The following is a 19,682-nucleotide window of genomic DNA, read 5'->3' as shown; positions in this document are numbered from 1 at the left end:
GTCATCATACTGTGAGAATTTCCGAGCGTCCTTTCGAGTTACTAACTGACAATCATCCATTCTCGCTGCCGATGTCCATCCGCTACCCTCTTCTGAATCGCGAACTGGGCATTCTAGGTTTCAACGAGCGAGTTCTGGCGCAAGCCGCGGACCCCGCCGTGCCGCTGCTGGAACGCCTGCGCTTTATCTGTATCACCAGCAGCAACCTCGATGAATTCTTCGAGGTCCGGATGGCGGGTCTCCATGAGCAGATGCGCGACAACCCGGGCGCGCTCTCGCCCGACGGCATGTCGCTGCAGCACGTATACGACCTCGTGGTCGAGCGCGCGCAGAAACTCGTGCATCGCCAGTACACGATGCTGCACGACACCGTGCTCACCGCCCTCGAGGAAGAAGGCATCTATTTCCACGGCACCGAAGCGTGGAACGAAGCGCAGACCGAATGGGCGCGCAATTACTTCTTCGACGAACTGCTGCCGGTTTTGACGCCGATCGGCCTCGATCCCGCGCATCCGTTTCCGCGCGTGCTGAACAAGAGCCTGAATTTCGTCGTCGAGCTGGAAGGCAAGGATGCGTTCGGCCGCCAGGCGATGATGGGCATCGTGCAGGCGCCACGCGCGCTGCCGCGGCTCGTGCGCATGCCGCGGGAACTGTCGGGCTATCCGCATGGCTTCGTGCTGCTGAGTTCGCTCCTGCAACGTTTCGTGAACGAACTGTTCCCGAGTCTCATCGTGCGCAGCTGCAACCAGTTCCGGATCACGCGCAACAGCGAGCTCTTCGTCGACGAAGACGAAATCACCAATCTGCGAGTCGCGCTGCAGGGCGAACTGCCCGCGCGACATCTCGGCAACGCGGTGCGCCTCGAAGTGTCGGCGGAAACGCCGGCGCATCTCGCGCAGCGCCTGCTCGACGAAAGCGGACTCTCCGCGAAAGACTGCTATTTCGTCGACGGCCCGGTCAATCTCGTGCGGCTCATGCAGTTGCCCGAGATGGTGGACCGGCCCGATCTCAAGTTCGTGCCGCACATTCCCGCCATTCCGAAGCAGGTTGCCAACAGCGCGAGCCTCTTCGACGTGATCGATCAGGGCGACGTGCTGCTGCATCATCCGTACGAGAGCTTCCAGCCGGTGCTCGAACTGCTGCTGCAGGCGGCGAAAGATCCCAACGTCGTCGCGATCAAGCAGACGATCTACCGCACCGGCACCGATTCGCCGCTGATGGACGCGCTCATGCAGGCCGCGCGCAACGGCAAGGAAGTGACGGTGGTCGTCGAGCTGCTCGCGCGCTTCGACGAAGAGACGAACATCAACTGGGCGTCGCAGCTCGAAGCGGTGGGCGCGCACGTCGTGTATGGCGTGGTCGGCCACAAGTGCCACGCGAAGATGATGCTGATCGTGCGGCGCGTCTCGGTGAACGGCAAGTCGACGCTCAAGCGCTACGCCCACCTCGGCACCGGCAACTATCATCCGCGCACGGCCCGGCTGTATACCGACTTCGGCCTGATGACCGCCGACCAGAAAATCTGCGAGGACGTGCATCACGTGTTCCAGCAACTGACGGGCATCGGCGGCGAACTGAAGCTGCACGAGTTGTGGCAATCGCCGTTCACGCTGCATCCGAAGCTCGTGGAGGCGATCCGCGCCGAAGCCGATCATGCGCGCGCGGGCCGCAAGGCGCGCATCGTCGCGAAGATGAATGCGCTGCTGGAACCGACGGTCATCACGGAGCTGTACGAGGCGTCGCGCGCGGGCGTGAAAATCGACCTGATCGTGCGCGGCGTCTGCTCGTTGCAGCCGGGCGTGCCGGGGCTGTCGGAGAACATCACGGTGCGCTCGATCGTCGGACGTTTTCTCGAACATCACCGCATCTACTACTTCTATGCGGACGGCGAGGAGCAGGTCTATCTGTCGAGCGCGGACTGGATGGATCGCAACTTCTTCCGTCGCGTCGAAGTGGCGTTTCCGGTCAACAACCGGCGCCTGAAACGGCGCGTGATCGCAGAAGGCCTGTCGGCGCTTCTCGGCGACAACCAGGCCGCGTGGCTGATGCAAAGCGACGGCCACTACCGTCGCCGTCGTCCCGGGAAATCGTCGCGAAACGCGCAGATGGGCCTGCTCGCGCGCTTCTGTTCATAAGGTAACTGGCACGCGGCGCCGCTCCGGTGCCGCCGGGCTCGCGCCCGCGGCTCAGGCCGGCGCGGGCTGCCGCCGAGCCGTGCGCGACGCCGGGAAGCGCACCGTGAAGGTGCTGCCGCGCCCCACTTCGCTTTTCACTTCCAGCTGCGCGTCGTGCCGTTGCAGCACGTGCTTGACGATGGCAAGCCCGAGTCCCGTGCCGCCTGTGTCGCGCGAGCGGCTGCGATCGACGCGATAGAACCGCTCCGTCAGGCGCGGAATATCCGTCGCCGGAATACCCGGGCCGCTGTCGGTGACGGAAAACACCGCGCTGCCGCCGTTCGCCCGCCAGTCGACGTGGATCCTGCCGCCATCCGGCGTGTAGTGAATCGCGTTCGTGACGAGATTGCCGAGCGCGCTCAGGATTTCGGTTTCGACGCCCGTCACCGTCAGCCCTTCGTCGATATCAAACGTGATGACGTGCCGCTTGCCCGACAGGTTTTCCGCGTCGTCCTGCACGTGACGGATCACCGCGCGCATGTCGACCATCTGCTCGCTGGGCGGCTTGCTGTCCCCTTCGAGCGTGGCCAGCACCAGCAGGTCGCTCACGATGTGCCGCATGCGCAACGCCTGCTGCTCCATCAGTTCCAGATACCGCATGCGCTCCGACTCCGGGAGCGGCAACTCGCGCACCGTCTCGAGAAAACCCGACAGCACGGTAAGCGGCGTTTTCAGTTCGTGCGAAACGTTCGCGACGAAGTCGCGCCGCATCGCGTCGGTGCGTTCGAGTTCGGTGATGTCCTGCGACAGCACGAGCTTGCGATTCTCGCCGTACGGAAACACCTGCACGGAAAGCACGTTCTGACGCTTCTCGCCCATGCCGCGCATGATCAGCATCTCTTCGTAGAGATGCGAATTCAGGTATTTGACGAAGTCCGGCTGACGCACGAGATGCGTGATGTGCTGACGCAGGTCGCGTTTCGCGTCGAGACCGAAATGCACTTCCGAGATCGCGTTGCACCACTCGATCTGATCGTGATCGTCGAGCATCGCGACGCCGTTCGGCGACGCCTGGATGGCCTGGATAAAACGCGAATGCTGCTGCTCGACCTGGCGCACCTGCGCATGCCAGCGCTTCGCGAGCTTGTGCAGCCGGTAGTAGATTTCGCCCCAGACGCCTGGCGCACTCGGCACCTCGCCATACACCGGCGCGTCGAGCAGACGCCACAGACGCTGCTTGTGGAACGTGCTGAAGCACGTTTGCGCGGCGAGCATGACGATCGCGAGGATCAACGCCGCCTTGACGTTCACGAGCATGCCAACGCCCGCACATGCGATCGCGAGCAACACGAGCGACACGATGGAGCGCGCCCAGATGACGTTCATGGTCTACCGATCGAAGAGAAATTCAGACGCCGCGACGCAACCCTCGCAGCGCCGCACGTGATTGCCGGTGTTCCCGATGTTGCAGCGATGTTGCGGGTTACGCGCGACCGTCAGGCGCTTTTCGCCAGCCGGTAGCCGCTGCCGCGTACCGTTTCAATCATAGCATCGCACCCGGCCGGCTTCAGTGCCGCACGCAGGCGCTTGATGTGTACGTCGACCGTGCGTTCCTCGACGAACACGTGATCGCCCCACACCTGATCGAGCAGCTGTGTGCGGCTATGCACGCGCTCCGGATGCGTCATGAAAAAATGCAGCAGACGGAATTCGGTCGGGCCGAGGTCGAGCTTGATCTCGCTGCCCTCGGCGTGCGCGGCCACGCGATGTGTTGCCGGATCGAGCTTCAGGCCGTTGATCGCGACGAGATCCTCGGTCAGCTGCGGCGCGCGGCGGCGCAGCACGGCCTTGATCCGCGCCATCAATTCCTTCGGCGAAAACGGCTTGGTCACGTAGTCGTCGGCGCCGATTTCGAGGCCGTGTACCTTGTCCTGCTCGTCGCCGCGCGCGGTCAGCATGATGATCGGAATGTGCTTCGTGCGCTCGTTGTTGCGCAGGTCGCGGGCAAACGCGATGCCCGACTTGCCCGGCAACATCCAGTCGAGCAGGACGAGATCGGGCAGCACGTCGCTGATCAGGTTCTGCGCCTGCTCGGCGTTGTACGCGCGGATCGGACAATGTCCCGCGTGCTGGAGATTCACCGAAATCAGTTCGGAAATAGCGGGCTCGTCCTCGATGACGAGAATGCTGCTGGGCATCGGCACCTCAGTATCCTTGTGACGGGGTTAGCTAAGCGCTTCGCGTTCGAGCGCGTCGCGCGACTGGTGTCGCACGTCCGTGCCCTTCACGATGTAAATGATGAACTCGGCGATGTTCTTCGCGTGGTCGCCGATCCGCTCGATCGCCTTCGCGATGAACAGGAAATCGAGGCCGACCGAAATCGAGCGCGGATCTTCCGTCATGTACGAAATCAGCTTGCGCACGAACGCGCGGAATTCCTCGTCGATCGCCTTGTCGTCGCGCACGATCTGCGCGGCGGCGACCGTGTCGAGACGCGCGAACGCATCGAGCGCGCGGCGCAGGATCGTCACGGCCATTTCGCCCGACAGCTTGATTTCGGCGATGTTGATCGTGCGCGACGCGCCGTCTTCCATCAGACGCTTGGTGCGCTTCGCGATCTTCTCGGCTTCGTCGCCGGCGCGTTCGAGATTCGTGATGGTCTTCGAGATCGCGATCAGGAGACGCAGGTCACGCGCGGCCGGCTGGCGGCGCGCGATGATGTTGCTGCATTCCTCGTCGATATCGACTTCCATCTTGTTCAGACGCTCTTCGGCGGTAATCACCTGCTCGGCGATATCGAGGTCGAAGTTGTTCAGCGCTTCCATCGCCTTCACGATCTGCGATTCAACAAGGCCGCCCATTTCGAGCACCTTCGATGAAACGAGATTCAGATCGGCGTCGAACTGGCTGGAAAGGTGTTTGTCGGACATGTCGTGCTCCTGGTGCGCGTGCATCGCGCTCTTGCGCTCTTGTGCTTCGCTTGTGTTCGCCGTGCGGCGGCGTGTGCCGCGCGATCAGCCGAAGCGGCCGGTAATGTAGTCTTCCGTTTCCTTGCGGACCGGCTTGATGAAAATCCGTTCGGTGTCGCCGAATTCGATCAGCTCACCAAGGTACATATAAGCAGTGTAGTCCGAACAACGCGCGGCCTGCTGCATGTTGTGGGTGACGATCACTACCGTGTAGTCGCTCTTCAGTTCCGCGATCAGCTCTTCGATACGGCCCGTCGAAATCGGATCGAGCGCCGAGCACGGTTCGTCGAGCAGCAGCACTTCCGGACGGATCGCGATCCCGCGCGCAATGCACAGGCGCTGCTGCTGGCCGCCGGACAGACCGTAGCCGCTCTGGCCGAGCTTGTCCTTCACTTCGTTCCACAGCGCGGCTTTCGTCAGCGCCCATTCCACGCGGTCGTCCATTTCCGGGCGCGACAGCGTCTCGAACATTTTCACGCCGAACGCGATGTTGTCGTAAATCGACATCGGAAACGGCGTCGGCTTCTGGAACACCATGCCGATGCGCGCGCGCAACAGCGAAATGTCGCGTTTGGACGTGAGCAGGTTTTCGCCGTCCATCAGGATTTCGCCTTCCGCGTGCTGCTCCGGATAGAGCGCGAACATCTTGTTGAACGTGCGCAGCAGCGTGGACTTGCCGCAGCCCGACGGGCCGATGAACGCGGTCACCTTGCCTTCGGGAATGCGCAGGTTGATGTTCTTCAGCGCGTGATACTTGCCGTAGAAGAAGTTCAGGTCGTTGACCTCGATCTTCGGCGCGGCGGGCGCGAGCGCGCCGTCGCCCTCCACGGGACCGGAGCCGGCGGGCGCCGCGGGACGCGCGGCCGTGTTGAGGTGACTTTCTGCCATGTTCATCGGATGACTCCGCCGTAACTCATTACTTGTTCGAGAAGATCGTGCGCGCGAGGATGTTCAGACCGAGCACCCCGAGCGTGATCAGGAACACACCCGCCCATGCGAGCGATTGCCATTGCGCAAACGGGCTCATCGCGAACTTGAAGATCGTGACGGGCAGGTTGGCGACCGGCTGGTTCATGTTCCACGTAAAGAACTGGTTCGAAAGCGCCGTGAAGAGGAGCGGCGCCGTTTCGCCGGCAATCCGCGCGACGCCCAGCAGCACGCCCGTCACGATGCCCGCGATCGACGCCTTCAGCGTGATCGACATCACCATCTTCCACTTCGGCGTGCCGAGTGCGAAAGCGGCTTCGCGCAGCGCGTTCGGCACCAGCTTCAGCATGTTTTCGGTCGTGCGGATCACGATCGGAATCTGCAGCAGCGCAAGCGCAACCACGCCCGCCCAGCCGCTGAAGTGCCCGAGTTTCGCGACCATCAGCGCGTACACGAAGAGGCCGACGACAATCGAAGGCGCCGACAGCAGGATGTCGTTGATGAAGCGCGTGACGCTCGCCAGCCAGCGCTTCTGGCCGTATTCCGCGAGATAGACGCCCGCCAGGATGCCGATCGGCGTGCCGATGAACGTGGCGAGCAGCACCAGCATCAGGCTGCCGACGATCGCGTTCGCGAGACCGCCGCCATCGGTATTCGGCGGCGGGGTCGACTGCGTGAACAGCTCCACCGACAGGCCGCCGACGCCCAGATGCAGTGTCGTATACAGAATCCAGATCAGCCACAGCAGGCCGAACGCCATCGCGGCGAGCGACAGCGTCAGCGCGACCGCATTGGTCGCGCGGCGACGCCGCTGCAGGCGGTTGCGCATCGCTTCGAGCGTGGCGCTATCGGTCGAGCCGGGCATGTTCATGGGCTGGCTCATTTCGCGCCCTCCGCTTTTTCGAGGCGAAGCAGCATGAGCTTCGAGATCGCCAGCACGATGAACGTGATCACGAACAGGATCAGGCCAAGTTCCATCAGCGCCGACGTATGCAGACCCGGGCTCGCTTCGGCGAACTCGTTGGCGAGCGCGGAGGTGATGCTGTTGCCCGGCGAAAAGAGCGACACGTTATCGAGCAGATTGGTGTTGCCGATCACGAACGTGACGGCCATCGTTTCGCCCAGCGCGCGACCGAGGCCGAGCATCACGCCGCCGATCACCCCGCTCTTCGTGAACGGCAGCACGATCTTCCACATCACTTCCCACGTGGTGCAGCCGATGCCGTACGCCGATTCCTTCAGCAGCACGGGCGTGACCTCGAACACGTCGCGCATCACCGAGGCGATGTACGGAATGATCATGATCGCGAGAATCACGCCGGCACACAGGATGCCGATGCCAATCGGCGGGCCGCTGAAGAGCGCGCCAATAAACGGGATGCCGCCCAGCAGATGGCCGAGCGGCTTTTCAAAATACTCGGCGAAGATCGGCGAGAAAATCAGCAGACCCCACATGCCATACACAATCGACGGAATCGCGGCGAGCAGTTCGATCGCGATGCCGAGCGGCCGGCGCAGCCATGCGGGCGAGAGCTCAGTCAGGAACAGCGCGATGCCGAAGCTCACCGGCACCGCGATAATCAGCGCGATGATCGACGTGGCGATCGTGCCGTAGATCGGCACGAGCGCGCCGAACTTGTCGCTTGGGGGATCCCACTCGGAGGTCCAGAGAAAGCTCAGGCCGAATTTCTGGATCGTGGGCATCGAGGCCACGATCAGCGACACGATAATGCCACCGAGCAGCAATAAGGTAACGATAGCGGCCGCACGCGTGAGACCGCCAAAAATGATGTCGCCGGCGCGACTGGGCGCTTTCTGCTGCGCCTCGCTGCCAGGCGGATTCGAACGGGGCGCGCTGGCCCGGGGCGTGCCGGACGCCGGGTTGGACGCGATGGGAAGGTCGGACATGTCAGCCTTGGGAGCCTGTGATTCCTGAAGCCGCGTGGCACGATGCCGCCACAGCCGGTACCGCAAAACCGCCTGGCCTCACACGAGGCCAGGCGGGAACATCGTCAGACGATACAGTTTAATCCGCGAGCGTCTTGCCCGAAGCGTCCTTGATTTTCGCCTTCCATTGCGAGCGGATTTCCGACACGACCGATTCCGGCAGCGAGATGTAGTCCAGATCGCTCGCAGCCTGATTGCCGTTCTTGAACGCCCAGTCGAAGAACTTCAGCGTTTCCGTGCCTTGCGGCGCCTTGTCCTGCGTGGTGTGCAGAAGCACGAACGTTGCGCCGACGATCGGCCATGCGTTCTTGCCCGGCTCGTCCGTCAGGATCTGGTAGAACGACTTCGACCAGTCCGCGCCGGCTGCCGCTGCCTTGAACGTCTCCGTCTTCGGCTCGACCACCGTACCCGACGAGTTCTTCAGGCCGACGTACGTCATGTGGTTCTGCTTCGCGTACGCCCATTCCACGTAGCCGATTGCGCCCGGCAGACGTTGCACGAAAGCCGCGACGCCGTCGTTGCCCTTGCCGCCCGTGCCCGTCGGCCAGTTGACCGTCGAACCTTCGCCGACCTTCGCCTTCCAGTCCGCGTTGACCTTCGACAGGTAGTTCGTCCAGATGAAGCTGGTGCCCGAACCATCGGCGCGGCGAACCACGGCGATGTCGGTATCCGGCAGCTTCGCCTTCGGGTTCAGCGCGGCGATCGCCGGGTCGTTCCACTTCTTGATCTTGCCGAGATAGATGTCGCCGAGCACTTCGCCCGACAGCGTCAGTTCAGCCGGCTTCACGCCCGGAATGTTCACGACCGGCACCACGCCGCCGACTACCGTCGGGAACTGGAACAGACCGTCCTTCGCGAGTTCGTCGTCCTTCAGCGGGGCGTCCGAGCCGGCGAAATCGACCGTCTTCGCAACGATCTGCTTGATGCCGCCCGACGAACCGATACCCTGATAATTGACCTTGCCGCCGCCCGTTTTGGCGTAGGCGTCGGCCCACTTCGTGTAGATCGGTGCTGCAAACGTGCTGCCCGCGCCGGTGATGTCGGTGGCGTGCGCTGCAATCGCGAAGAGCGCGCCAGCCATGCCAGCAAACGCGGTGTGCATCAATTTCATGAGACCTCCAGAGTGTGAGCGGATTACACAACACCGCGAAGGATAGGGTCTCTTTGTGACAGTAACGTGACGCTACGTGAAACGTATGTGACAGTGCGATTACTCGAATGAAAGGCACGCTGGGTGGGGCTGTGGCGGGGTCTGGGCCACTTCGGCAGCGGCAAATGTGACGCGCGGCATGCAGCGGCGCGATTTGGGGCCGGGTTGAGCCGCGCAATGATGGCCCCGGCAAGGGGCGCCCCTTGCCGGAACCGGTCTGACGAAACCGCTTTACGCTGTCGCCTGCTTCACGACGTTCGCGATCGCTTCGGCATGCTGCGCCGCATCACGCTCGTGGCGTGCCTCGACCATCACGCGCAGCACCGGCTCCGTGCCGGAAGCACGGATCAGCACGCGGCCGCTACCGTCCAGCGCGCCTTCGGCGGCCCGGATGGCTTGCTGGATCGCTTCATTGCCCTTCCAGTCGGCATCGGGCTTCATCCGGACGTTGATCAGCTTCTGCGGGAACAGCGTCACGCCGTCGAGCAGTTCGGCGAGTGTCTTGCCGCTGCGTTGCATCGCGGCCAGCACGAGCAGCGCCGAGACGATGCCGTCGCCGGTCGAATGGCGGTCCAGCGAAAGGATGTGTCCCGATCCTTCCGCGCCGAGCTGCCAGCCGTGCTCGCGCAACTGCTCCAGCACGTAGCGGTCGCCGACCGCCGCGCGCACGAATTTGACGCCCGTTCGCTTCAGCGCGACCTCGATGGCAAGATTGGTCATCAGCGTGCCGACCGCGCCTTCGACCTTGCCATCGGTCGCGATCCGGTCCTGAACCAGCACGTACAGCAGTTCGTCGCCGTTATAGAGACGGCCCGACGAATCGACGATCTGCAGGCGGTCCGCGTCGCCGTCGAGCGCGATCCCGAGATCCGCGCGATTGGCCCGCACGGCGCGCACGAGCGCGTCCGGCGCGGTGGCGCCGACGCCGTCGTTGATGTTGAAGCCGTTCGGCGCGACGCCGATCGGGATCACGTCGGCGCCGAGTTCGTGGAACACGTGCGGCGCGACGTCATAGGCCGCGCCGTGTGCGCAGTCGATGACGAGCTTCATGCCGCGCAGGTCGTACGCCGCCGGGAACGTGCTCTTGCAGAACTCGATGTAGCGGCCGGCCGCGTCATCCAGCCGGCGCGCCTTGCCGAGCTGCTCCGAAGCCGCGCAGTCGAGCGGCTGGTTCAGCTGCTCTTCGATCTGCGATTCGACTTCGTCCGGCAACTTGTTGCCGTCGGCGGAGAAAAACTTGATGCCGTTGTCGTAGTACGGATTGTGCGACGCGCTGATCACCACGCCCGCCGCCAGACGCAGCGCCCGCGTCAGATACGCGATGCCGGGCGTCGGCATCGGGCCGGCCAGCATCACGTCGACACCCGCCGCCGAAAAACCCGCCTCCAGCGCCGCCTCGAGCATGTAGCCCGAAACGCGCGTGTCCTTGCCGATCAGCACGGTGGGCCGCGTGCCCGTTTTCGCCCAGCGGTCCGCGCCGGCCAGCACCTTGCCGGCCGCGTAGCCGAGGCGCAATACAAAGTCCGGCGTGATCGGCGCGTCGCCGACCTTGCCCCGAATACCGTCAGTCCCAAAATAGCGACGTGCCATTGCCAGATGCCCTCTCTTCGTACCGATGTGTTGCGTTGTTAGTTGCGACGTACGGCGTCGCGCAGCGCCGACCATACTTTCAGCGCGTCGACGGTCTGGGCGACGTCGTGTACGCGGATGATCGCCGCGCCCCGCTCCGCGGCGCAGACAGCCGCCGCGATGCTTGCCGCGCCACGCTCAGGCGCGGGACGCCCGATGACGGCGCCCAGCATCGACTTGCGCGACATGCCGGCGAGAACCGGATACGGCGCCTCACGCTCACTGCGTGGCGCCGTATCGCGCAGGCGCGCCAGCAGCGCGTAATTGTGTTCAACGACCGATTTCCCGAAACCGAAACCCGGATCGACGCTGATCCGCGCCTTCGCGACGCCCGCTGCCGTCAGCGCGCCAACCCGCTCTTCGAGAAACTCGCGTACCTCGCGAACGACGTCGTCATAGACCGGCTCGCCGGTCTGCATGGTCTGTGGCTCGCCGAGCATATGCATCACGCACAGGCCGCACGCGCTGTCGCGCACGGCGTCGATCGCGCCAGGCATACGGAAGCCCCAGATGTCGTTGATCAGGTCCGCGCCGGCCGCCAATGCGTGGCGCATGACCTCCGGCTTGTATGTATCGATCGACAGCGGCACATTCGCGCCGCGGAGGCGCTCGATCAGCGGAATCACGCGTTCGAGTTCTTCATCGAGCGGCACGGGCGGCGCGCCCGGGCGCGTGGATTCGCCGCCGATGTCGATGATGTCCGCCCCGTCGAGCAGCATCCGCTCGGCCTGGCGCAGCGCGTCGGCCTGGGCGGCGAAGAGCCCACCGTCGGAAAACGAATCGGGCGTGACATTCAGAATGCCCATGACCAGCGGGCGTTCGAAGGACAACGTGAACCGGCCACATTGCATCGGTTCAGGTAAGGCATGCATCAGAAGATCGGCGTTCGACACTGCGGGAAACGGTTCAGGAAGGGAAAGAGAATGCAAAACGGGCCGATGTGAAATCACATCGGCCCGTAGCCCGTTGCGGCTCCGATCACGCCGGCGCCGTGGCGCCCGGCTTGACTTCGGTGCCCGTGCTGCCGCCCGAAGCGTCGCTTGCCGGCGGCGGCGAGTTCTTCGGCGAGCGCGGCGGACGGCCCGCCATGATGTCGTTGATCTGATCGGCGTCGATCGTTTCCCACTCCATCAGCGCGGCGGTCATCGCTTCGACCTTGTCACGGTTTTCGTCGAGCAGGCGCTTCGCGAGGTTGTACTGCTCGTCCAGCACGCGGCGGATTTCAGCATCGACCTTCTGCTGCGTCGCTTCCGAAATGGTGCGCGTGAAGCCGCGACCAAACGGCGACGCGTCGTTTTCGTCATCGACGTAGACCATCGGCCCGAGCGCGTCCGTCATCCCGAAACGCGCGACCATGGCGCGCGCGGTGGCGGTTGCCTTGTTGAAGTCGTCCGATGCGCCGGTGCTGATCAGGTTCAGGAACAGCTCTTCGGCGACACGGCCGCCGAACAGGATGGCCAGACGGTCGAGCAGGTAATCCTTCGAGTACGTTTCGTTGTCGTGCTCGGGCAATTGCCACGTGACGCCCAGCGCACGGCCGCGCGGGATGATCGTGACCTTGTGTACCGGATCGGCCTTCGGCAGCAGCTTGGCGATCACCGCGTGACCCGACTCGTGATACGCCGTGGCGCGCTTCGCGTCTTCGCGAATCACCGCCGACTTGCGCTCCGGACCCATGAAGATCTTGTCTTTCGCGTCCTCGAAGTCGTTCATCTCGACGATGCGCTTGCCGCGACGCGCGGCAAAGAGCGCCGCTTCGTTCACGAGGTTCGCGAGATCGGCGCCCGAGAAGCCCGGCGTGCCGCGCGCGATGACCGCTGCGTCGACATCGTTCGAAATCGGCACCTTGCGCAGGTGAACCTTCATGATGTGTTCGCGACCGCGAATGTCCGGCAAGCCGACATACACCTGACGGTCGAAACGGCCCGGACGCAGCAGCGCCTTGTCGAGCACGTCCGAACGGTTCGTTGCTGCGATCACGATCACGCCGGAATTCGCTTCGAAGCCGTCCATCTCGACGAGCATCTGGTTCAGCGTCTGTTCGCGTTCGTCGTTACCGCCGCCCATGCCGGCGCCGCGATGGCGACCGACCGCGTCGATTTCGTCGATGAACACGATGCACGGTGCGTGCTTCTTCGCCTGTTCGAACATGTCGCGCACGCGGGCCGCGCCCACGCCGACGAACATTTCGACGAAGTCGGAACCCGAAATGCTGAAGAACGGCACCTTCGCCTCGCCAGCAATGGCGCGCGCGAGCAGCGTCTTACCCGTGCCCGGCGGGCCGACGAGCAGCACGCCGCGAGGAATGCGGCCGCCCAGCTTCTGGAATTTCTGCGGATCGCGCAGGAAATCGACGAGTTCGGAGACTTCTTCCTTGGCTTCGTCGCAACCGGCGACGTCGGTGAAATTGATGGCGTTGTTGTTCTCGTCGATCAGACGCGCGCGGGATTTGCCGAACGAGAAGGCACCGCCTTTCCCGCCGCCCTGCATCTGTCGCATCATGTAGAACCAGAACCCGATGATGAGAATCGTGGGCCCGAGGTAATACAGCGCCGAGACAAGCGCGTTCGGTTCTTCATCAGCCTTGCCGCTGACCTGAACACCATACTTCATCAGATCGCCGACCATCCAGATGTCGCCTGGCGACACGATCTGGTACTTCTGGCCGTCTGCTGGAGTGACCGTGAGGTTCCGCCCCTGGACAATGACGTTCTTGACCTTGCCGCTCTTCGCGTCGTCCATGAACTGCGAATAGGAAACGCCTTCCTGGACACGGGGCTTGTCGAACTGCTTGAACACCGTAAACAGCACCAGTGCGATAACCAGCCACACTGCTGCCTTCGAAAACATATTGTTGTTCAAAGCACCACTCCTTCACTCATAGACGGGCGCCTACATTTGCCTTGCGGCACCACTAAAGGCATTCTAATCCAGTCCGCAGACCCCTGCCATAACCATTCACTACCGCGAAAATAGCGCGTCGCGCTACGCCAGCGGCGGCTTCCAGCCATCGGAACATGCCGCGCTTTCGCGCTTCACTCCCATTCCGGCGATCAGTTCGGTCGCTTCAGATGCCTGCCCAAAATAAACGTTTCGGACGATTTATCGCGGGACGCCTTCGGTTTGCGGGCAGCCACGGTTTTAAACTGCTGCTTGAACTTTTCAACAATCTGGCTGTAACCACTGCCGTGAAAGCATTTGACTAAAAGGGCGCCATCTGCCTTCAGGTGGTTCTGGGAGAATTCCAGCGCGAGGTCGCACACATGCTCGATCCGCGCGGCGTCCGCCAGCGCCACACCTGACAGGTTGGGCGCCATATCCGAAATTACAAGGTCGACCTGGCGCGCGCCCACCATTTCCTCGAGTTGCGCGAGCACGCTGTCCTCGCGAAAGTCGCCCTGAATGAAGTGGACATCGGCCACGGGCTCCATCGGCAGCAGATCGAGCGCGATGATCGTGCCGTCGATGCCGCCCTGGCGCTCGTCGTCGCGCCTGGCGCCCTTCGCGAGCTTGTTGCGCGCGTACTGGCTCCAGCTGCCCGGCGCCGAGCCGAGATCGACGATGACCTGGCCGGGGCGGATCAGCTTGTCCTGCTCGTCGATTTCCTTGAGCTTGTAGGCCGCGCGGGCGCGATAACCCTCCCGCTGCGCCATTTTCACGTACGGGTCGTTGATATGATCGTGCAGCCACGACGTGTTGAACTTGTTTTTTGCCATTAAACGATGATCTCTTGCTGCGTGATGTCGCGCTTTTAGCGGATAATACGCGTTTAATTCGCGCGACCGCCGCTCGTTGAGCCGTGTTCGCGCTTCCATGTTGTTCTGACGACGGGTAGTCCTACGCGAAAGCCGAGACAATCGGGGCTGCGGGCGCCGTCATTTTAGTCGAGTCTCCCACTTCACATGCCCGCCCTCAAAGTCTCCTCCGACCAACGCGCCGAATTGCGCTCCCAGGCTCACGCGCTCAAACCGGTCGTGCTCGTCGGCGCCGAAGGGCTGACCGATGCCGTCCTGACCGAGATCAAGGTTCACCTGAAGGCGCACCAGTTGATCAAGATCCGGGTATTCGGCGACGAACGCGAAGAACGGCTCGCGATCTACGAACAGATCTGCGACCGGCTGAACGCCGCGCCGATCCAGCACATCGGCAAGCTACTGGTGATCTGGAAGCCGGAATCGGCCCAGCCGGCCGTGAAGGCGAAACGTGGTGCGCTGCCAAGCGCCCGCGAAGCCGCCGCCGAAGAAGCCAAGCCGGGCAAGGGCCGCGCGCCGCGCGTGGTGAAGGTGGTCAAGCCTTCCGAAATCCCGATGCGCAAGCCGAAGACGAAGGCGGTTCTGGTGCGCGGGAACGAACGCGTCACGCAGGGCGGCAATATCAAGCGCGCCAAGAAGCGCCAGACCAGCGCAAAGCGTCAACACCAGACGTCGAAGTAATCAGGCGGATCCGCGCGCGGCACGCCGCGCGCGCGATTGCCGAAATGGACGGCGACCTGGAACGGGCGTGAATTTGAGCCCGCTTCAGCCCGCGAATTTCAGCCCGTGACCTTGCCCGCATCCGCGTCACGGCGCGCGGCCAGCGCTGCCGGGGCGCACACGCCGACCGGCAACATCCACACAAGCGCAAGACCAAGCAGGCTCTCGACCACGTAAAACAGGGTCGACACGCCGTGCAATATGCCGAAGCGCGCGGCATACGCGGAATGCCCGACATCCGTGCCGGCTTCCAGTGCCGCCATGCGCCATGCATCCATGAACGGCTGCAGCGCGAAATAACCCACCAGCACGCAAAGCAGCATCCCGGCCGTCAACCAGCGAAGCCGCCGGTACGCGTTCTCTCCGCGACGCACGAGCACATTGCCGAGCGCGAGCAGCAACACGCCGCACACCGCGCCCAACACCGCCTCGATGCGAAACAGCTGCGCCGCGACCGATCCCGCCGACATCCGCGAAAGCGACGTGAACAGCACGGGCGCGACGGCGTAACCCGTCGTGAACAGGCTGCCGACCCACACGACGGTCAGCAGCCGGAACACACGATGAGGTATCAGGGACACGGTGTTCCCTTCGTCAAACGTAGCGGATCACGATGATCTCGTACTCGCGCACGCCGCTCGGGGCCTGCACCGACGCGACGTCGCCCTCCGACTTGCCGATCAACGCCCGCGCGATCGGCGAGCTGATCGAGATGAGGCCATGGTCGATATCAGCCTCGTCGTCACCGACGATCTGATAAGTGACCGCGGCGCCCGAATCCAGGTCTTCGAGTTCGACGGTCGCGCCAAATACCACGCGGCCATCCGCCTCGACCACAGCCGGATCGATCACCTGTGCGCCGGCGAGTTTCGACTCGATCTCCGCGATGCGGCCTTCAATAAAGCCCTGCTTTTCTTTTGCAGCGTCGTACTCCGCGTTTTCCGACAGATCGCCCTGGGCACGCGCTTCAGCGATCGAATTAATGACCGCCGGACGTTCAACCGATTTCAGGCGCTGCAGTTCATCGCGCAACATTTCCGCGCCGCGCTTCGTCAATGGAATTGTGCTCATAAACAACTCATGTGCAAAAAACAGCCGTAAAAAAATCGCCGCGGTTAAGTGCATCCCGGAGGAACCTGGCCGGAACTGGGGCCAGTGCCTTATGGGACGCCGCTTAACCGCGGCACGTACAACTTGGACTCGGAATCGAAGCCTTAGTTTAGGCGAGCATGGAGTCCTTGTAAATCATAGACTTCCAGGTCCCGGAGATAACGCAAACCTTCCACGGCGGCACGGGCACCCGACATCGTCGTGTAGTACGTGACCTTGTTGGCCTGCGCGCTCATCCGGATCGAGCGCGAATCGGCAATCGCGGCACGCGTTTCGTCGACGGTCGTGAAGACGAGCGCGATCTCGCCGTTCTTGATCATGTCGACGATGTGCGGCCGGCCGTCCTTCACCTTGTTGACGACCTTCACCGGCACACCCGCCGCTTCGATTGCAGCCGCGGTGCCCTTCGTCGCGACGATCGGGTAGCCGAGTTCGTGCAGCATGCGCGCGACCTCGACGGCCTTCGGCTTGTCGGCGTCCATCACGGTCAGGAGCACCGTGCCGCTTTCCGGCAGACGCGAACCCGCCGCCAGCTGCGACTTGAAGAGCGCCTCGCCGAACGTCTGGCCCACGCCCATCACTTCGCCGGTCGAACGCATTTCGGGTCCGAGGACCGGATCGACGGTCGGAAACTTCACGAACGGGAACACCGCTTCCTTCACGCTGAAGTACGGCGGATCGATTTCCTTCGTGACGCCCTGCTCCGCCAGCTTCTGGCCGACCATCGCGCGCGCGGCGATCTTCGCGAGCGGCAGGCTCGTTGCCTTCGACACATACGGCACCGTGCGCGACGCGCGCGGATTCACTTCGAGCACGTAGATCACGTCCTCTTTCGAACCGTCCGCGCGCGGCACCTGCTGGATCGCGAACTGCACGTTCATCAGGCCGATCACGTTCAGCGCCCGGGCCATCGCGCCGGTCTGGCGCTTCAGTTCGGCGATGGTTTCCTTCGACAGCGAATACGGCGGCAGCGAACAGGCCGAATCGCCCGAGTGGACGCCCGCCTGCTCGATGTGCTCCATCACGCCGCCGATGAACACGGCTTCGCCATCCGAGATACAGTCCACGTCGCATTCGATCGCGTCGTTCAGGAAGCGGTCGAGCAGCACCGGCGAATCGTGCGACACCTTCACGGCCTCGCGCATGTAGCGCTCGAGGTCGCGCGGCTCGTGGACGATTTCCATCGCCCGGCCGCCCAGCACGTACGACGGGCGCACGACGAGCGGATAGCCGATTTCCCCGGCGAGCCTGAGCGCTTCGTCTTCGGCACGTGCGGTACGATTCGGTGGCTGGCGCAGGTTCAGGTCCTGCAGCAGCTTCTGGAAGCGCTCGCGGTCTTCGGCCGCGTCGATCATGTCCGGCGACGTGCCGACGATCGGCACGCCGTTCGCCTCGAGGTCGAGCGCGAGCTTCAGCGGCGTCTGACCGCCGTATTGCACGATCACGCCGACCGGCTTTTCCTTGTCGACGATTTCGAGCACGTCTTCGAGCGTCAGCGATTCGAAGTAGAGACGATCGGACGTGTCGTAGTCGGTCGACACGGTTTCGGGGTTGCAGTTGACCATGATCGTTTCATAGCCGTCCTCGCGCATCGCGAGCGCGGCATGCACGCAGCAGTAGTCGAACTCGATGCCCTGGCCGATCCGGTTCGGGCCGCCGCCCAGCACCATGATCTTTTTATTGTTCGTCGGGCTGGCTTCGCATTCTTCTTCGTACGTCGAGTACATGTACGCGGTTTTCGTCGCGAACTCGGCCGCGCACGTGTCGACGCGCTTGTACACCGGGCGCACGTTCAGTTCGATGCGGCGACGGCGCACGTCCGTTTGCGTCGCGTCCAGCAGTTTTGCCAGGCGACGATCCGAGAAGCCGCTCTGCTTCAGGTACTTCAGTTCTTCCTTCGAAAGACTTGCGAGCGTGCGGCCCGCCAGCGCCTTTTCCTTCAGGATGATCTGTTCGATCTGCGCGAGGAACCACGGGTCGATCGACGTTTCGTCGAAAATTTCCTGCTGCGTCATGCCGACACGGAACGCGTCGCCGACGTACCAGATGCGATCCGGACCGGCTTCGCCGATCTCGCGGATGATTTCATCGCGGCTGGTGGTCTTTTCATCGAGACCGTCGACGCCCACTTCGAGACCGCGCAGCGCCTTCTGGAACGATTCCTGGAACGTACGGCCGATCGCCATCACTTCGCCGACCGACTTCATCTGCGTCGTCAGGCGCGGATCGGCTTCGCGGAATTTCTCGAACGCGAAACGCGGGATCTTCGTGACGACGTAGTCGATCGTCGGTTCGAACGATGCCGGCGTCTGGCCGCCGGTGATTTCGTTCTTCAGTTCGTCCAGCGTGTAGCCGACTGCCAGCTTCGCCGCGACCTTCGCGATCGGAAAGCCCGTTGCCTTCGAAGCCAGCGCCGACGAACGCGACACACGCGGGTTCATTTCGATCACGATCATCCGGCCGTCTTTCGGATTGATCGAGAACTGGACATTCGAGCCTCCCGTATCGACGCCGATCTCGCGCAGCACCGCGAGCGATGCGTTACGCAGGATCTGGTATTCCTTGTCGGTGAGTGTCTGCGCCGGCGCGACCGTGATCGAGTCGCCGGTGTGGATGCCCATCGGGTCGAGGTTTTCGATCGAGCACACGATGATGCAGTTGTCCTTCGTGTCGCGGACCACTTCCATCTCGTACTCTTTCCAGCCGAGCAGCGATTCTTCGATCAGCAGTTCGCGCGTGGGCGACAGATCGAGACCGCGCTTGCAGATTTCCTCGAATTCGTCGCGGTTGTACGCAATGCCGCCGCCCGAGCCGCCGAGCGTGAACGACGGACGGATCACGACCGGATAGCCGCCGCTGCCCGTTTGCGTAGCGATGTCGGCCTGCACCTGCAGTGCTTCTTCCATCGAATGCGCGACGCCCGACTTGGCCGAACCAAGGCCGATCTTCGTCATCGCGTCCTTGAACTTCTGACGGTCTTCGGCCTTGTCGATCGCTTCCGGCGACGCGCCGATCAGTTCGACCTCGTACTTCGCCAACACGCCGTGGTGATGCAGGTCGAGCGCGCAGTTGAGCGCGGTCTGGCCGCCCATCGTCGGCAGGATCGCGTCCGGGCGCTCCTTCTCGATGATGCGCTCCACCACTTCCCATGTGATCGGCTCGATGTAGGTGACGTCGGCCGTGTTCGGGTCGGTCATGATCGTCGCGGGATTGCTGTTGACGAGAATGACCTTGTAGCCTTCCTCACGCAGCGCCTTGCACGCCTGCGCGCCCGAGTAATCGAACTCGCACGCCTGGCCGATGATGATCGGACCCGCGCCGATGATGAGGATGCTCTTGATGTCTGTCCGCTTGGGCATAACGC

At 63.2% G+C, this 19,682-nt stretch carries 16 protein-coding genes; 2 read left to right on the top strand and 14 right to left on the bottom strand.

Translation table 11 applies throughout. The features are described 5' to 3' along the window. Nucleotides 1–71 precede the first annotated feature (71 nt). The gene (ppk1, locus tag BLV45_RS04230; RefSeq protein ID WP_090529349.1) at nucleotides 72–2,135 is read left to right on the top strand and encodes a polyphosphate kinase 1; all 2,064 of its coding nucleotides are present in this window, start codon (nucleotides 72–74) and stop codon (nucleotides 2,133–2,135) included. Nucleotides 2,136–2,186: 51 nt separating this feature from the next. Here the strand turns inward: ppk1 and phoR are convergent, their stop codons facing one another. From phoR to BLV45_RS04175, 11 genes are all read right to left on the bottom strand, one after another. After that, complete coding sequence (gene phoR / locus BLV45_RS04225; protein WP_090529346.1) at nucleotides 2,187–3,500, bottom strand: phosphate regulon sensor histidine kinase PhoR; 1,314 nt, start codon at nucleotides 3,498–3,500, stop codon at nucleotides 2,187–2,189. Nucleotides 3,501–3,610: 110 nt separating this feature from the next. Beyond that, on the bottom strand, nucleotides 3,611–4,312 hold the full coding sequence (gene phoB / locus BLV45_RS04220) for a phosphate regulon transcriptional regulator PhoB (protein ID WP_090529343.1): 702 nt from the start codon (nucleotides 4,310–4,312) through the stop codon (nucleotides 3,611–3,613). 27 nt (nucleotides 4,313–4,339) lie between these two features. Further along, the gene (gene phoU, locus BLV45_RS04215) at nucleotides 4,340–5,044 is read right to left on the bottom strand and encodes a phosphate signaling complex protein PhoU (RefSeq protein ID WP_090529340.1); all 705 of its coding nucleotides are present in this window, start codon (nucleotides 5,042–5,044) and stop codon (nucleotides 4,340–4,342) included. 84 nt (nucleotides 5,045–5,128) lie between these two features. Continuing rightward, nucleotides 5,129–5,977: a phosphate ABC transporter ATP-binding protein PstB gene (gene pstB, locus BLV45_RS04210; protein ID WP_090529337.1), complete on the bottom strand. Its 849-nt coding sequence runs from the start codon at nucleotides 5,975–5,977 to the stop codon at nucleotides 5,129–5,131. A gap of 22 nt (nucleotides 5,978–5,999) precedes the next feature. After that, on the bottom strand, nucleotides 6,000–6,893 hold the full coding sequence (pstA, locus tag BLV45_RS04205; protein WP_090529334.1) for a phosphate ABC transporter permease PstA: 894 nt from the start codon (nucleotides 6,891–6,893) through the stop codon (nucleotides 6,000–6,002). Continuing rightward, on the bottom strand, nucleotides 6,890–7,918 hold the full coding sequence (pstC, locus tag BLV45_RS04200; protein ID WP_090529331.1) for a phosphate ABC transporter permease PstC: 1,029 nt from the start codon (nucleotides 7,916–7,918) through the stop codon (nucleotides 6,890–6,892). The genes pstA and pstC overlap by 4 nt, the downstream gene beginning before the upstream one ends. Nucleotides 7,919–8,036: 118 nt before the next feature. Further along, a complete protein-coding gene (pstS, locus tag BLV45_RS04195) occupies nucleotides 8,037–9,068 on the bottom strand; it encodes a phosphate ABC transporter substrate-binding protein PstS (RefSeq protein ID WP_090529328.1) in 1,032 nt (343 codons plus the stop codon). Between the two features lie 270 nt (nucleotides 9,069–9,338). Then, complete coding sequence (gene glmM / locus BLV45_RS04190) at nucleotides 9,339–10,697, bottom strand: phosphoglucosamine mutase (protein WP_090529325.1); 1,359 nt, start codon at nucleotides 10,695–10,697, stop codon at nucleotides 9,339–9,341. A 38-nt stretch (nucleotides 10,698–10,735) separates the two neighbouring features. Continuing rightward, entirely contained in the window at nucleotides 10,736–11,608 is an 873-nt protein-coding gene (gene folP, locus BLV45_RS04185; RefSeq protein WP_407670943.1) for a dihydropteroate synthase, read from the bottom strand. Between the two features lie 106 nt (nucleotides 11,609–11,714). Next, nucleotides 11,715–13,598, bottom strand: a complete 1,884-nt coding sequence (gene ftsH, locus BLV45_RS04180; RefSeq protein ID WP_090529323.1) for an ATP-dependent zinc metalloprotease FtsH — start codon at nucleotides 13,596–13,598, stop codon at nucleotides 11,715–11,717. 191 nt (nucleotides 13,599–13,789) lie between these two features. Beyond that, the gene (locus BLV45_RS04175; protein ID WP_090529320.1) at nucleotides 13,790–14,452 is read right to left on the bottom strand and encodes an RlmE family RNA methyltransferase; all 663 of its coding nucleotides are present in this window, start codon (nucleotides 14,450–14,452) and stop codon (nucleotides 13,790–13,792) included. Between the two features lie 186 nt (nucleotides 14,453–14,638). Here BLV45_RS04175 and BLV45_RS04170 point away from each other — a divergent pair, with 186 nt between their 5' ends. After that, on the top strand, nucleotides 14,639–15,169 hold the full coding sequence (locus BLV45_RS04170; protein ID WP_090529317.1) for a YhbY family RNA-binding protein: 531 nt from the start codon (nucleotides 14,639–14,641) through the stop codon (nucleotides 15,167–15,169). Between the two features lie 98 nt (nucleotides 15,170–15,267). Here BLV45_RS04170 and BLV45_RS04165 read toward each other — a convergent pair whose 3' ends face one another. The 3 genes from BLV45_RS04165 to carB form a co-directional block, all read right to left on the bottom strand. Further along, on the bottom strand, nucleotides 15,268–15,780 hold the full coding sequence (locus BLV45_RS04165) for a DUF4149 domain-containing protein (protein ID WP_090531087.1): 513 nt from the start codon (nucleotides 15,778–15,780) through the stop codon (nucleotides 15,268–15,270). A gap of 22 nt (nucleotides 15,781–15,802) precedes the next feature. Continuing rightward, nucleotides 15,803–16,279: a transcription elongation factor GreA gene (greA, locus tag BLV45_RS04160; RefSeq protein ID WP_090529314.1), complete on the bottom strand. Its 477-nt coding sequence runs from the start codon at nucleotides 16,277–16,279 to the stop codon at nucleotides 15,803–15,805. 143 nt (nucleotides 16,280–16,422) lie between these two features. After that, nucleotides 16,423–19,677 (bottom strand): carbamoyl-phosphate synthase large subunit, encoded by a 3,255-nt coding sequence (gene carB, locus BLV45_RS04155; protein WP_090529312.1) that lies wholly within the window; start codon nucleotides 19,675–19,677, stop codon nucleotides 16,423–16,425. Nucleotides 19,678–19,682 lie beyond the last annotated feature (5 nt).

Origin of the sequence: Paraburkholderia sartisoli (assembly GCF_900107685.1) — a bacterium.
Classification (GTDB): Bacteria; Pseudomonadota; Gammaproteobacteria; order Burkholderiales; family Burkholderiaceae; genus Paraburkholderia; species Paraburkholderia sartisoli.
Note: the sequence above shows the minus strand (reverse complement) of the source record. Positions and strands in the feature narration are given on the sequence as shown.